Genomic DNA, 14,166 nt, shown 5'->3' on the forward strand with positions numbered 1-14,166 from the left:
TCCGACGCTCAGACGGCCAGGCCACGGCTGGCGAGATCGACGACGGCGAAGAGGAACAGGACGATGCCGACGAATCCGTTCGCGGTGAGGAAGGCCCGGTTGACCCGCGACAGGTCGTTCGGGGACACAATGGCGTGCTCATAGCAGAATGCCGCCGCCGTCAGCACGAGCCCGGCCCACCACCACGCACCAGCGTTGTCCAGCAGCCCGTAGACGATGAACAACGCAAAGGTGATCATATGCGTAACCGTGGAGCCAATGAGCGCGGCCCGCACCCCGAACCGGGCCGGCACCGCACGCACGCCGATGCGCCGGTCGACCTCGGCATCCTGGCAGGCGTAGATCACGTCGAAGCCGCCGATCCAGCTACCGACCGCGAGGCCGAGCACCAGTGCGGCCCAGGACCACTCGCCGGTGACCGCGATCCACGCGCCGACCGGGGCCACCGCCTGGGCGATGCCGAGCACGGCGTGCGGGAAGTCGGTGAACCGTTTCGCGTAGGGGTAGACGACGAGCGGCGCGACGGCGACCGGCGCGAGCAGCAGGCAGAGCCAGGACAGGGCCGCGGCGGCGGTGAGGAAGACGGCGAGCGCGACCGCGGCGCCGACGACCGCCGTGCGCACCGAGACCACGCCGGTGACCAGCTCTCGGTTCGCCGTCCTCGGATTACGGGCGTCGATCGCGCGATCGATGACCCGGTTTGCGGCCATGGCGAAGGTTCGGGCCGCGACCATCGCCACGCTGACGAGGGCGAGGTCCGACCAGCGCACCGACCGGGAATCCGCGAACGAGGCGGCGAGCGCCGCGATGTAGGCGAACGGCAGCGCGAAGACCGAGTGCTCGATGACGACGAGCCGCAGGAACGCCCGTACCCGGCCGGCGGCGTGTCCCGGGCCGGCTCCCGACCCTCGCCCGACCGGCTCCGACGCGCCCGGCACCCACGCGGCGTCACTCACCGCAATCACCACTCCTTGTTCCTTGCCTATCCAGAGGCCCTAGCGTCCTTTTTGTCCCTCTGGATAGGCAAGGAAAACGGAGGACGGTCACAGTCCATACTCCTTCCATCGGCGGGTGACCCGTTCGCGGACCGCCTCGTCCATGACGATCTCCTCCGGCCAGCCGCCGTTGCGCCGGTAACCCTCGCTCGGTAGCTTGCGGGTCGCGTCCACACCAACCTTGCCGCCCCAGAACTGCTCGTAGGCGGCGTGGTCGAGATGGTCCACCGGCCCGATGGTCGTGATCAGGTCGTGGGCATAGTCGACGTTGCCGAAGGCGCGCCAGGCGACCTCGTGGTAGTCGTGCACGTCGCAGTCGGCGTCGACGACCACGATCAGCTTCGACAACGACAGCAGCCCGGCCCCCCAGACCGCGTTCATCACCTTCTGCGCGTGCTTCGGATAACGCTTCTCGATGGAGACGATGCAGCAGTTGTGGAACACCCCCGCCTCAGGCAGGTCATAATCGACGATCTCGGGGATCATCATCCTGACCAGCGGCAGGAAGATCCGTTCGGTGGCCTTGCCCATCGGACCGTCCTCCTGCGGCGGCCGACCGACCACGATCGTCTGGAACACCGGGTCACGCTGCGTCGTCATCACGTCGACGTGCAGCGCCGGGAACGGTTCGACGGGGGTGTAGAAGCCGGTGTGGTCGCCGAACGGCCCCTCGGGCAGCCGCTCCCCCGGCTCGAGCCAGCCCTCGAGCACCACTTGTGCGTTCGCGGGCACCCGCAGCGGGACGGAGAGGCAGTCGATCATCTCCACCCGCTCGCCGCGCAGGTAACCGGCGAACAGGTACTCGTCGAGGTCGGTGGGCAGTGGCGCGGACGCGGCGTAGGTGACCGCCGGGTCGCACCCGAACGCGATCGCGACCGGCAGCCGCTCCCCACGCCGCTCGGCGACCGCGTGATGCGCGTTGGAGTCCTTGTGGATCTGCCAGTGCATGCCGACGGTGCGTGCGTCGTGGCGTTGCAACCGGTACATCCCGAGGTTGCGCGCCCCGGTCTCGGGGTGCTTCGTGTGCGTCAGACCGAGGTTGAGGAAGGCCCCGCCGTCGTTCGGCCAGGCGTGCACCCCCGGCAGCCGGAACAGGTCGACGTCCGGACCCTTGAGAATGACGTCCTGGCAGGGCGCGGTCCGGACCCGGCGGGGCGGGATCGAGGCGAGCGACGCCGCCTTGCCGAACGCCTCGCGCAACCCGGACAGGCCGATCGGCAGCTGCGGGCGCAGCAGCGCGCCGAGCCGTTCACCGATGTCGTCCAGCGCCTCGACGCCGAGCGCGGCAGCCATCCGCTCCTCGGTGCCGAACACGTTGATCGCCAGCGGCATGTCGGCGCCGGCCGGGGACTCGAACAGCAGAGCCGGCCCGCGCTCCCGTACCACCCGGGTCACGATCTCGGTGACCTCGAGACGCGGGTCGACGGGTACGGTGACGCGGCGCAGATCCTTCCGCCTTTCGAGATGAGCAAGGAACGCACGCAGATCCGCCCAGGCCATGACCTCCATCCTCGCAGTCGCCACGGGTGGATGCCCGACCGCCCACAAGTGGTCACGATCCCAGTTCAACACGTCACGCCACGGGCACGACCGCGTCGGATAACGGACCGGAGGGACGAGGAGTCGGCGCGGAAGGCACACTAGAGGTACACGGGCCGGCCATCACCACGACATGTACGTCCGCCGCAGGCCATAGCGGACGGTACGTGCTCGCCTGACCCATCTGGTGGGGTCGCCCGTCCGTGACGCCACCCGTCCGTGACGTCGCCACGGGTCGGGGATTTCGCCACGGGTCGGGATTAGATGCCCGCGGATCGGATGTTCCATACCTGACAGGTCACGACGAGCATAACGATCAAGAAAAGCAGGAAGGAGCGACCGGCCGGTGCTGGGCCTCGCGCTGACGTTTGTGATCATTGGTGTTTGGGCTTACGCGATCATCGATGTCTTCGGGACACCCCCCGAGGAGGTTCGGATCATGCCCAAACTCGCGTGGATCGTAGCAGTGATCTTCCTTGGTATCTTCGGCACCGCCGGATGGTTCTTCTTCGGTCGGCCTCGCGCGAACAGCGCCGGCGAGCGACCGCTGCGCCGGCCGGTCTCCGACCACCCGGCCTTCGGGCAACGATCGTCCTGGGGCGTCGACAGCCGGCGTGATGGCGGCTTCAACCGGTACAGCGCACGGACGGGCACCCGCCGGGCCGCCGTCCGGCCGAAGGGTCCCGACGACGACCCGGACTTCATGCGGGAACTGTCCGCCCGGATCCGCAAGGGCGAGGCCGGACCGCCGCCGTCGTCGTCCCACGGCTGAGCCGCCTGGACGCGGGGGATCCAGGGGCACGAGCCCGCGGCTGACCGGCTCCGCGCACCGAGACGAGCGGCGGTCCGTCGTTCCGGTACGCGGCCGAGCGGGGTGTTCTCCGCAGGCTGCAGGTAACCCGCCCGTTCTCCCCGACGGGGCCAGACCGGGACCAGGGACCAGCAGCCGCGGGGAGGGTCAGATGCCGGCGTAGGAGTGCAGCCCCGAGATGATCAGATTCACCAGATAGTAGTCCACGAACAGGGCGCTGAAGGCCAGCAACGAGATCGTCGCGGCCCGCCGCCCACGCCATCCAGCCGTCGCGCGGGCGTGCAGGTAGGCGGCGTAGCAGACCCAGGTGATGAACGACCACGTCTCCTTGGGGTCCCACCCCCAGTAGCGGCCCCATGCCGCCTCCGCCCAGATCGCCCCGGCAATGATCGCGAAGGTCCAGATCGGGAACGCGAACGCGATGACCCGGTAGGACAGTGTGTCGAGCGCCGTTGACGACGGCAGGCGCATGACGATGCCGCCCCGGCGCTGCATGGCCCGGCTCGCGTCAGCCTGTCCGGCCGCGACCTCGGCCAGCCGGTTTTCCCAACGCTCCTTGATGAGGAACAACACCGTGGTCACGGCGGAGACCAGGAATACCCCGCTGGCGACGATCGCACCGACCACATGGATCTTGAGCCAGTACGAGTTGAGCGCGGGCACCAGCGGTCCCGCGGCGACATAGAGCACGGTGCCGGCGAAACCGAGCGAGAGCACGACCGGCAGCATGACGAAGACGCCCAGCCACCGGACCGGCTGCCGGATCATCAGGCCGAGAAACGTCGTGACCGCGATCAGACAGATCATCGACGAGAACTCGTACATGTTGCCCCAGGGCACCCGCTCCGCCGCGAGGCCACGAGTGATGACGGACCCCAGGTGCAGCGTCCAGCCGACGACCGTCAGCGCGACGGCGATCCGCCCGATCCGCCGGGCACGCGCGGGAACCGCCACGTCGCCGTCGTTACCGGCGGCCAGCGTGTGCGCGGCGTTCGCCCGCCGCCGGACAGCTTCGCTCTCCCGGGCCCGGGCCGCCGCGAGGGCCACGGCGGCGGGGTCGGACGGGTCGATCGGGGTCGCGGCCCCGTCGGTCGGGCCGGCCGCCGCTCCGATCAGCGCCGCCGGCCGCCCGGCCCCCTGCCGTGCCGGGACGGCCGCCGCCTCCTGAACCGCATCGTGGCGCAGGCCGAGCCGGCTGAACGCGAACTCGGCCGCATAGCCGAGCATCGCCGTGGCGTACACCGCCTCGCCGCTGCCAAACAGATGATCGGAAAGGCTGGCTACGCCCTCGTTGACCGCCATCAGTGCTCCCGCTCGCTGGCGCTCGACACGGCATCGCCGGCTGCGGTGCCACCCGGTTCGGTGCTACTCGGTTCGGTGCTGCCCGGTTCGGTACTGGCGGGTTCGGTACTGGCGGGTTCGGCGCCGCTCGATTCCGAGGCGGTCGGCACGGACCGGTCGGTGCCGGCAAGCCCGGTGGCCTCGCGGACCAGGGTCGTGAGCTGGGCCAACTCGACGGCGAACCCGTCGGCGTCGGAGCGGGACAGCCCGCCGATCTCCACCGTGCACCCACCGGCGGCCGCCGGCCGGGCCCGCACCCAAACCCGGCGGCGGCGCACCCGGAGACTCGCGATCAGCCCGACGATGATGAGGACCGCGAAGAGCAACGCCTCGCCCTTGAACGGGTCGGACTTGACCTGGAAGGTGGCGAACTCGGCCACGCTGTCGGCCTCGAGGCTCATCCCGCCGGACAGCCCGGTAAGGGTGCGCTGCCGCGGGTTGTCGAGGGCCAGGACCTGCGCGGTGCGCTCGCTGCCCGCCGGGCCCGTCATCGTGATCTGGCGCATGTCGCGGGTGTCGACCGTGTAGACGTTCTGTGGAATGCCCTCGTTGAGATGGAGGTTGCCGACGAACCCCGTGATCGTCAGACCGGGCGCGCGGGCCGCGGGGAACACGGAGACGTATCCCTGGGTCGGGTCGAGGCGGGTGGTCGGCGTGAACACGCCGCTGAAGGCCAGCTGCTGGGGCTCCTTGCGGACGCCCAGCGCGGGCAGTCCGGTGTCGGGGATCTTGACGGTGCAGGTTGAGGTGAACATGCCGTCCCGCGGGGTACACGGCACGTTCGACTCCCAGACGACCTTGCGCGCGGCGTCGCGAAGCACAAAGTGCGGGGCGAATCCATGCCCGATGAGGTAAATCTTGGCATTGCCGATCACCAGCGGATGGTTGACGCGGATGGTCGCCTTGCGGGTCGGGGCGTTCAGCGCGGCGGCATACGTGACGTCGGCGCGGAAGTCGGACGGCTGGCCGCTCGGCTGGAACGTGGCGTTGAACCGGTCCAGCGTGAGCGAGAACGGGCGCAGCTTCGCGGTGTCGACGCGCTGACCAGCGTTGAACTGGTCATAGGAGATGATCGTATTCGCGAATCCACTCCCGGAGACGACGAGCACGGTCCCGGAGTATCCGTACCAGGAACCGAAGCCCACCGCGGCGAGCAGCCCCACCAGGGCAATGTGGAAGACGAGGTTACCGGTCTCGCGCAGGTACCCCTTCTCCGCGGCGACGGAGTGGTCGGCGGGCCCCTTCGCGTCGCGGGCCTCGCCAGCCGTGGCCGTGACCCGGAAGCGCCGTCGGCGCAGCGCCTGCCGGGCGGCCGCCATCGCGTCGCCGGGCTCCATCGGACTCGTCCAGACGCTGCCGCCGGGCAGCCGGCCGGGCCGGGCCGGGGCCTTCGGCGGCGCGGTGAACAGCGCCCTGGCATGCCAGCGGATCCGGGACGACAGGCAGCCGATCAGGGAGATGAACAGCAGCAGGTAGATCGCCGCGAACCAGGACGCGGCGAAGACGTCGAACCCGGAGAACCAGTCGAGCAGCGGACCGAGGGTGGGGTGGTCGGCGAGGTACTGCTCCACCCGCATCGGGTTGATGGCGCGTTGCGGCAGCAGCGATCCGGGCACGGCGGCCAGGGCCAGCAGGAACAGCAGCAGCAACGCGGTGCGCATGCTGGTGAGCTGGCGCCAGGACCGGACGGCGAGGGCAAGGGCCGGATGCCGGGTGAACCGGCCACCGGCGCCGGGGGCGCGCCCCGGTCCGTCGGTCGGCGCGCCGGGGTCGCCGGGGTCGCTGGGCGACGGACCGGCCGCGCTGTCCGGCGGGTCGAACGCCTCGGGGGCGGCGACGCGGGCGTCGGCATGCCCCTCGGGCAGGCGGCGCGAGCTGGCCGCCACGCCGGAGTCGAATCCCGCGGACTCGAGGCCGGACTTCTCGAGGCCGGACTCGGCCTCGACGGTGTCGCCGGGTTCGACGTCGACGGACCCGGCGGCGAGTGGCGCGGGATCGGCGGCTCCGGACGCAGGCGCGAGCCGGGCGTTCGAACGGGTTGAGGAGGTCACAGCGGCGTCTCCGAGAAGCCGGGGGCGTAGGGCCGTAGGTTCGCAACCAGGTCGGCCCATTCCCCCGTGAGTTGAAGCACGCCGACCGTGACGAGCAGCATGCCGCCGAGCAGGGTCAGGATGCGGGTATGCCGTCGCAGCACCCGCAGGGCGCCGACGGCACGTCGGAAAGCCAGTCCGACGGCGAGGAACGGCAGCCCGAGCCCGAGGCAGTACACCGCGGAGAGGAACGCTCCCCGCTGCGCCGTCGCGCTCGTCACCGCCAGACCCAGGACGGCCGACAACGTCGGGCCGAGGCAAGGTGTCCAGCCGATCCCGAAGAGCACCCCCAGCACGGGCGCGCCGAGCAGGCCGGGCGCCGGCAACCGGTGGATGCGCCATTCCCTGTTCGCCCAGGACAGCCGGGAGAACACGCCGGCGAACGCGAGTCCCATCACGATAGTGACAACCCCGAGAACCTGGCTGACGCCAACCTGATGGCGGGTGAGCCACTGCCCGAGCCCGCCGAAGGCCGCGCCGTAGGACACGAAGACCGCGGTGAAGCCGAGCACGAACAGACCCGTGCCCGCGGCGACCCGCCCACCCGCGCGCAGCCGGTACAGCCGCGGCCCGGGCGACCCGGTCCCCTCGTCGTCCCGGGCGAGGTCACCAGAGATCGCCCCGCCACCGGAGACCGCCGCCCCGCCGGCCACCACAGCCCCGCCGGCCACCGCCATGCCCGGCACCGCCGACACCGCTACGGACACCTCCGGCACCGCCGGTGCCCGGCCCGGCGGCCCCCCCGGGGTGGCGGCAGCTCGCCTCGAACGATCCTGAAGCTCCGCCCCGGACAGGCCGGTGACGAAGCTGAGATAGCCCGGCACCAGCGGAAGGATGCAGGGGGAGAGAAAGGAGAGCAGTCCCGCGGCGGCGGCGACCGGCGCGGCGAGCAGGACCGGCCCGTCGGTGATGAGCCCGACCACGCTCACCGCGGGTTCTCCGCCCCGGGCGAACGGCGCCCGCTCACGCCTCGGCCCACAGACGGCTCAGCACGGGCTTCAGGTCGTCGGGCAGCACACCACCGGTGAACCGGGCCGCGATCCGCCCGTTCTGGTCAAGCACGAACGTCGACGGGAGGCCGGGAGCGACCGGCCAGCCCGCGGCGAGGGTGCCCAGCTTGTCGACGATGCTCGGGTAGGACTTGCCGTAGTCCCGCGCGAAGGCCTTCGCGCCGGAGACGGTGTCCTTCTCGTTGACACCGAGGAACGCCACCGTGGGGTTGTCCTTGGACAGCTGGACCAGGCCTGGCGTCTCCGCGCGGCAGGGAGCGCACCACGAGGCCCAGAAATTGATCACAACGATCTTCCCTCGGTAGGACGCGAGGTCGAGGGAGGTCCCGTCGAGGGTCTTACCGGACAGGGGGGGTGCGGGATGCCGGTTTCCGGGAGCGGCGAAGCCCTGCCCGGCCGCCTGCTGGACGAAGCCGTAGCCCCCGCCACCGGTGGCATCGACCGAGTTCGCCCCGGGGGAGCAGGCGGCCAGCAGCCCGGCCGCCACGAGCGCCACGGCGGCCGGGGCGACGCGTCCCGCCCGGCGGACACGGCGGGCCGACCGGGCCCGGCGCATCCGCCGCATCGGGGCAATGCCTGTCACCAGCGTGCCCGAACTGTCATCCGACGCGGACCGCCATCCCTTCTCCGCCACGCGAACCAGTATGTGCCCTGCCCCTTCCCACCCGGGAACCTGTCTACGACCAACTGTAGAACTCAACTCAGGGTAGGTGGCGGGGCCGCGAGACGCGCATGGGCTTCTCGACAAAGGACACCTGTGGGCTCCATGCCAGGCGGGCACCGTTCTGTCGCCGTGCAGGCACCGTTCCGCCGACGTCACCGGCCGCCGGCCACCGGCGGGACCGGGAGCGGACGGTAACCGCGGATCTGAAAACGGGCCGTAACGGGGGCACTCCCGGGGAAGGCGGTTTCGGCCCGCCGGCGCAGCTGGTCGGGCGCACGATGATGGCCGGTCGGGCCCATCAGAGCCAGGTCGACGACCTGGTCGGTGTTCAGCGTGAGCGGAACGTCGACGCGCTCGACGATGATCGGCTCGAACCGTCCGGTGGTTCGTTCGTCGAGCCGGTCGCTCTTGCCCGCCTGTATCCCGACGAGTCCGAGCGGGCCGTGCAGCTCGGCGAGATGGCCCGGTCCGGGGGTGACGACGATGAGCAGCCCGTCGGGGCGCAGCACCCGGTGCATCTGGGCCAAGTTGCGCGGCGCGAAGACGTCGAGGAGCACGGCGACGGCGTGGTCGGCCACCGGCCAGGGGGCGGCGACGTCGAAGGAGACCGCGCCGATCCGGGGATGGGCACGCGCCGCGCGACGCAGGGCGTACTTCGAGACGTCGACGGCGATGCCGACCGCGTCCGGCCGCGCACCGACCACGCCGGCCAGATGGTGCCCGGTCCCGGCACCGATGTCGAGGATCACCCGACCGGGCGACCCGGATAGCCCGGATGACCCCCCGGGGACGGGATGCGCGATCTGGGCCAGTCGGGCGGTGAGCGGCCCGTAGTGGCCACCACCGAGGAAGGACTCCCGCGCGGCGACCATGACGGCGGTGTCGCCGACGACCCGCCGAGTCCGGCCGGTGCGCAGGTTGGCATAGCCGCTGCGGCCGACGTCGAAGTCGTGCCCGGCGGGACAGCGCAGGGATCTGTCCGCCCGGTGCAGCGCGTCGCCGCACACGGGGCAGCGCAGGAACGGCAGCACGGCCCGCAGGGACGCGAGGGCGGGCGGGACAGCGACGACGGGCGGGACAGCGACGGCCGGCGCCGGTGACTCGGGACCGGTGGAGTTCGTCAGGCGCCGACCGATCCAGGCGTGTTCGCGGTCAGCCCGTTCGGCTCCGCATACTGGACGCCGACGAGCTCGGACTCCCGGTAGACGGCCGTGGTGACGCTCGCCAGCCCACACTGCCGCCGGTCGGGACGGTGCCAGAGGGGCACCCCCTCCAGGGCACGCCGAGCCGTCCAGACCGGAAGCTGATGGCTGACGAGCACGACATGCCGACCGGGGTGGGCATCGCGCCATTCCGCGACGGCCACGAGCATCCGCGCGGCGATCTCGTCGTACGGTTCGCCCCAGGATGGGCGGAACGGATTGAGCAGCAGGCGCCACAGGGCGGGGTAGCGGACCACCGCCGGGCCGGCCTCGAACGTTCTGCCCTCGAAGGCGTTGCGGCTTTCGATCAGCCGCGGGTCGGCCTGGACGGCGAGCGCGTGCGCCGTGGCGATGGGCGCGGCGGTCTGCTGAGCACGATCCAGCGGACTCGCGACCACGGCCGCGACGTCCAGCTCCGCAAGGAACTCCGCGGTGACTTTCGCCTGCTGCTGGCCCTTGTCGGACAACCGGAACCCCGGCAGCCGGCCGTAGAGGATCTTCTCCGGGTTGAAGACCTCGCCGTGGCGGACCAGATGCACCCGGGTCAACGGAGCCGGCTCCGTCATGCCCGCCCCTCGGGAGAGGCGGAGACGGTCACCGGTTCGGGTACCGCCGCGGCGGCACGTGCGGCCGCCGGCGCCGCCGCGGCGATCCGCTCCACCGTCTCGTCGTCATGCGCGGCCGAGACGAACCACGCCTCGAACGCCGACGGCGGCAGGTAGATCCCGGCGTCGAGCATGCTGTGGAAGAACGCCGCGTACCGGGCGGTGTTCTGCGCCTGGGCACCGGCGTAGTCGACCACGGTGGCGGCGTCGGTGAAGAAGAAGCTGAACAGCGATCCGGCGCTGCTCGGCAGGTGGGCCACGCCCTCCTCGGTCAACGCGGTCGAGACGATCCCGGCCACGTCGGCGGCGCGGGTGTCGACAGTGGCGTAGACCTCGTCGGTGCAGGCCCGCAGAGTGGCGAGTCCGGCGGCGACGGCGATCGGGTTACCCGACAACGTGCCCGCCTGGTACACCGGGCCGGCGGGTGCGAGCCTGGCCATCACGTCCGCCCGCCCGCCGAAGGCCGCCGCGGGCAGCCCGCCGCCCATCACCTTGCCGAAGGTGAACAGGTCCGGCGACCAGTCCTCGATCGCCCCCTCATTGCCCCACCAGCCGGCGCGTGAGATGCGGAACCCGGTCATCACCTCGTCGAGGATGAGCAGCGCGCCGTGGATGTCGCACAGCCGGCGCAACCCGGCGTTGAAGCCGGGCAGCGGCGGGACGACCCCCATGTTGGCGGCGGCGGCCTCCGTGATGACCGCCGCGATCGTCTCACCGCGCTCGGCGAAGACCGCCTCGACCAGCGCGAGATCGTTGTAGGGCAGGACGATGGTGTCCGCGGTGGCGGCGCCGGTGACTCCCGGGGTGTCCGGCAACCCGAGGGTCGCCACTCCGGAACCGGCGGAGGCGAGCAGCGCGTCGACGTGCCCGTGGTAGCAGCCGGCGAACTTGATGATGCTCGACCGGCCGGTGAAACCCCGGGCCAGCCGCACGGCGCTCATCGTCGCCTCGGTGCCGGAGTTGACCAGGCGTACCTTCTCGACCGGGCCGACCCGGTCGACGATCAGCTCCGCGAGCTCCACCTCCCCCGGAGTGGGGGTGCCGAAGCTGGTGCCGGCCGAGACGGCGCGCGACACCGCCTCGACGACGGCCGGATGGGCATGGCCGAGGATCATCGGCCCCCACGAGCACACCAGGTCGACGTAGGTACGCCCGTCCGCATCGGTCAGATAGGGGCCGTTGCCCGCCACCATGAAGCGCGGCGTGCCGCCGACGGCACGGAAGGCTCGGACCGGAGAATTGACCCCACCAGGAACAACACGCTCGGCGCGCCGGAACAGCTCCTCGGATGCCGGCGCGGCAGACGGAACCACCATGCCCACGATCCTCGCAGGTCGGCCCCGCCTCCCGCGCTCCACGTGTCCGGTAGCACGCCGCGTCCCCCTCCGCGGTCCGTGGTCCGTTGTTGACCGACCCGCCACCATCGCTGGAAGCCACCGCTGGAAGCCGCCGGTGGACGGGGGTCTGCCCCGGCCGCCCACCGACGGCGGCTCGTGCGCCCGGTCCTCCCCCGGACACCTGCGGCCGTCGGTCGGCCGCTGTCCCTCCCAGGCCCCGACCCCTCCCAGGCCCCGGCGTTCGGCGATCCACCGCCGGTCGGCCCGATCTCGATGAGCGAGGACTACAGCAAGGGCTACAAGGAAGACGACGACGTTGCCCTGGTGCTGCTTGCCCTGATGGTGCTTGCCCTGATGGTGCCCGGTGCGCCGCCCACACGACCCACTCCAGCCAATGATCATTTCGACTGCTCCGAGCTCACCGGGCCGGCGGTCGTCGAACGGAAGAACCCCATCTTGACCACCGATCCGCCACCGCAGCTCTGGGCGATCCTTGACGAAGCCGCAGTGCGCCGCATGGTCGGCGGACCCGAGGTGGCGCGCGCCCAACTCGCCCACCTGATCGACGTGTCCCGCCGTCCCGGGATCACGACCCAGGTGCTCCCGTTCCGCTCGGGGGCACACGCGGGCCTGAGTGGCCCGCCTACTGGCGGCGGAACACGGCATCCGACAGTTCCTGGGCATCGAAACGGGACTGCCACCCCCGAATCTGCATGAGGTCGCCCAAGGGGTCGCACCCGAGTCACGGATTCTCTATGTCGACAACGACCCAGTCGTATTCGCAGAGACTCCAGGCTTCTGACCAGCGTCTTTGGGCAATCGGACCGGTCCCTGGTCCGCACCCGAGTTGCACATGCCGCACGGCTCGGACGCCGTACACCGACCACCGCACCGCCGGACCGTCACCGACCCGATCCAGCTCCAGAGAAACTGCGGTAGCACGGCTCGCCGTGGCCTCCTCCCCGGCGTCGTCGAGCCAGCAAGGGGCTATGATCATGGTGTTGCGCGGCAGGACCTTCGGATCCAGCAGGCTTGAGAGGAGGCGCGATGATTCAGGATCGCGGCCGTTTCGACCTGCCCCTGTACAGCGTCGCCGAGGCGGGCCGGCACCTGGGCGTGCCGACGTCGACCTTCGCGACCTGGGCCTACGGCTACACCAGGCACGCACCGGGCCACGCCCCGGTCCATGGTGAGCCGATCGTCACCGTGCTGCCCCGTCAGCGCCATGGCACGGCCGTCGTGCCGTTCATCGGGCTTGCCGAGGGGATGATCCTGGCAGCCATCCGAGCCGCTGGAGTGCCGCTACAGCGGATCCGCCCCGCGTTGGCCCTCCTGTCCGAGCAGTTGGGGATCGAGCACGTCCTCGCCTCACGCGCCCTGTACACCGACGGTGCCGAGGTTCTCTACGACTTCGCCGAGAGGCAGGGCGACACGCCCGAAGCACGTGGAGCCCGGGAACTAGTCGTGGTGCGCAACGGGCAGCGGGTGTTCGGGGAGATCGTCGAGTCCTACCTCCGGCTGGTGGAGTTCGCCTCGGACGGCTACCCCCGGCTCATCCGGCTACCGCGGTACGAGCCCGGCTCCGTCATCGTCGATCCCCACCGTGGCTTCGGCCAGCCGATCTTCACTCACGGCGGCGCCCGCGTCGAAGACGCCCTGGGCCGCTTCCACGCCGGCGAAGCACTCGCCGAGGTGGCGGAGGAATTCGGCGTGCCTCTCTCTGATCTTGAAGGCGCCGTCCGTGTCGCAAGCAAAATCGCCGCCTGATGACTCGACAGATCGCCACCCTGCCGGGCTTCCGCACGTCTTCATCGACCGCAGCCTCGGCCGCATCGCCGTCCCCCGGTTACTCCGAGACGCCGGGCTACGGCTGATCACGCTCGCCGAGCACTACGGCATCCCACAGGACGAGGACATCGCGGACGTCACCTGGATCGAGGACACGGCCCGCCTCGGCTGGGTCGTGTTCATGAAGGACGCGCGTATCCGCTACCGCCCCGCCGAACAGGAAGCCGTCCTGACACATCACGCGCGATGCTTCTACATAACCCGGCAGGACTTACCGGGTGCTGCGATGGCACAGTGGCTGCTCTCGAACCTGCCCGCGATCACGACCGCCTGCACCGAAGCAGGCCCTTTCATCTACGCCGTCCACGCCACGGAGATCCGCAAAATGGACATCAGCTCACCCCAGCCCCGGTAGTGCCTCCTCACCCACCATCGACCGGAGTCGCACCATCCGTGATTCAGGTAGACGCCGGTTAGCCGCGTCTTCCGTCGCTTGATATGTACAACCAAGGGGTGGTACCGATCGTCCTTGGGCAGGCCTTGGGCTTCTCACCAGCATCTTTAGGCAGCCTGCCGGTCCCTGGTCCGCGCCCGTGTTGCACACGATGCACGGCTCGGACGTAGTACGCCGGCCACCGCACCGCCAGACCCTCGTTCACGACGCCGTCTCCGAAACAGCCCCGAAGAAGCCGAAGGCGGTCTAGGGCCTGTTTGGGAAGTATGTCCCGAGGCTGGCCGTGGATCTGATGGTGATTTTCGGATTGCATGATCCGTTGTGTGGTGC

At 70.6% G+C, this 14,166-nt stretch carries 12 protein-coding genes and 2 pseudogenes; 5 read left to right on the plus strand and 9 right to left on the minus strand.

Annotation, left to right across the window (positions count from 1 at the left end):
- Positions 1 to 8: 8 nt before the first annotated feature.
- Both mqnP and ACY5KJ_RS01800 read right to left on the minus strand, forming a co-directional pair.
- A complete protein-coding gene (gene mqnP, locus ACY5KJ_RS01795) occupies positions 9 to 956 on the minus strand; it encodes a menaquinone biosynthesis prenyltransferase MqnP (RefSeq protein ID WP_462185631.1) in 948 nt (315 codons plus the stop codon).
- Positions 957 to 1,043: 87 nt separating this feature from the next.
- Positions 1,044 to 2,495 (minus strand): menaquinone biosynthesis decarboxylase, encoded by a 1,452-nt coding sequence (locus ACY5KJ_RS01800; protein ID WP_462202620.1) that lies wholly within the window; start codon positions 2,493 to 2,495, stop codon positions 1,044 to 1,046.
- Positions 2,496 to 2,880: 385 nt separating this feature from the next.
- Here ACY5KJ_RS01800 and ACY5KJ_RS01805 point away from each other — a divergent pair, with 385 nt between their 5' ends.
- Positions 2,881 to 3,306, plus strand: a complete 426-nt coding sequence (locus ACY5KJ_RS01805; RefSeq protein ID WP_462202621.1) for a PLD nuclease N-terminal domain-containing protein — start codon at positions 2,881 to 2,883, stop codon at positions 3,304 to 3,306.
- Positions 3,307 to 3,492: 186 nt separating this feature from the next.
- Here ACY5KJ_RS01805 and ccsB read toward each other — a convergent pair whose 3' ends face one another.
- The 7 genes from ccsB to hemL all read right to left on the minus strand — a co-directional run bounded on the left by ccsB (position 3,493) and on the right by hemL (position 11,573).
- The gene (ccsB, locus tag ACY5KJ_RS01810) at positions 3,493 to 4,647 is read right to left on the minus strand and encodes a c-type cytochrome biogenesis protein CcsB (protein WP_462202622.1); all 1,155 of its coding nucleotides are present in this window, start codon (positions 4,645 to 4,647) and stop codon (positions 3,493 to 3,495) included.
- Positions 4,647 to 6,737 carry a cytochrome c biogenesis protein ResB gene (gene resB / locus ACY5KJ_RS01815; RefSeq protein WP_462202623.1) on the minus strand — a complete coding sequence of 697 codons (2,091 nt, stop codon included), beginning with the start codon at positions 6,735 to 6,737 and terminating at the stop codon, positions 4,647 to 4,649. Before resB ends, ccsB begins: the two co-directional genes overlap by 1 nt.
- Entirely contained in the window at positions 6,734 to 7,705 is a 972-nt protein-coding gene (locus tag ACY5KJ_RS01820; RefSeq protein ID WP_462202624.1) for a cytochrome c biogenesis CcdA family protein, read from the minus strand. Before ACY5KJ_RS01820 ends, resB begins: the two co-directional genes overlap by 4 nt.
- Before the next feature lie 34 nt (positions 7,706 to 7,739).
- On the minus strand, positions 7,740 to 8,369 hold the full coding sequence (locus tag ACY5KJ_RS01825) for a TlpA family protein disulfide reductase (RefSeq protein WP_462202626.1): 630 nt from the start codon (positions 8,367 to 8,369) through the stop codon (positions 7,740 to 7,742).
- Between the two features lie 233 nt (positions 8,370 to 8,602).
- Positions 8,603 to 9,481, minus strand: a complete 879-nt coding sequence (locus ACY5KJ_RS01830) for a putative RNA methyltransferase (RefSeq protein WP_462202627.1) — start codon at positions 9,479 to 9,481, stop codon at positions 8,603 to 8,605.
- Between the two features lie 89 nt (positions 9,482 to 9,570).
- A complete protein-coding gene (locus tag ACY5KJ_RS01835; protein ID WP_462202628.1) occupies positions 9,571 to 10,218 on the minus strand; it encodes a histidine phosphatase family protein in 648 nt (215 codons plus the stop codon).
- The gene (hemL, locus tag ACY5KJ_RS01840) at positions 10,215 to 11,573 is read right to left on the minus strand and encodes a glutamate-1-semialdehyde 2,1-aminomutase (RefSeq protein WP_462188449.1); all 1,359 of its coding nucleotides are present in this window, start codon (positions 11,571 to 11,573) and stop codon (positions 10,215 to 10,217) included. The genes ACY5KJ_RS01835 and hemL overlap by 4 nt, the downstream gene beginning before the upstream one ends.
- Before the next feature lie 375 nt (positions 11,574 to 11,948).
- On the opposite strand from hemL, the pseudogene ACY5KJ_RS01845 reads away from it, so the two are divergent.
- The 4 genes and pseudogenes from ACY5KJ_RS01845 to ACY5KJ_RS01860 form a co-directional block, all read left to right on the plus strand.
- Positions 11,949 to 12,176, plus strand: a pseudogene (locus ACY5KJ_RS01845) (Scr1 family TA system antitoxin-like transcriptional regulator); the annotation flags it as partial.
- 58 nt (positions 12,177 to 12,234) lie between these two features.
- A pseudogene (locus ACY5KJ_RS01850) lies at positions 12,235 to 12,378 on the plus strand (SAM-dependent methyltransferase); the annotation flags it as partial.
- Between the two features lie 263 nt (positions 12,379 to 12,641).
- Positions 12,642 to 13,361 (plus strand): DUF433 domain-containing protein, encoded by a 720-nt coding sequence (locus ACY5KJ_RS01855; RefSeq protein ID WP_462188448.1) that lies wholly within the window; start codon positions 12,642 to 12,644, stop codon positions 13,359 to 13,361.
- Positions 13,336 to 13,797, plus strand: a complete 462-nt coding sequence (locus ACY5KJ_RS01860) for a PIN-like domain-containing protein (protein WP_462188447.1) — start codon at positions 13,336 to 13,338, stop codon at positions 13,795 to 13,797. Before ACY5KJ_RS01855 ends, ACY5KJ_RS01860 begins: the two co-directional genes overlap by 26 nt.
- Positions 13,798 to 14,166: the final 369 nt, after the last annotated feature.

The sequence above is a fragment of the Frankia sp. CcWB3 genome (genome assembly GCF_977927595.1).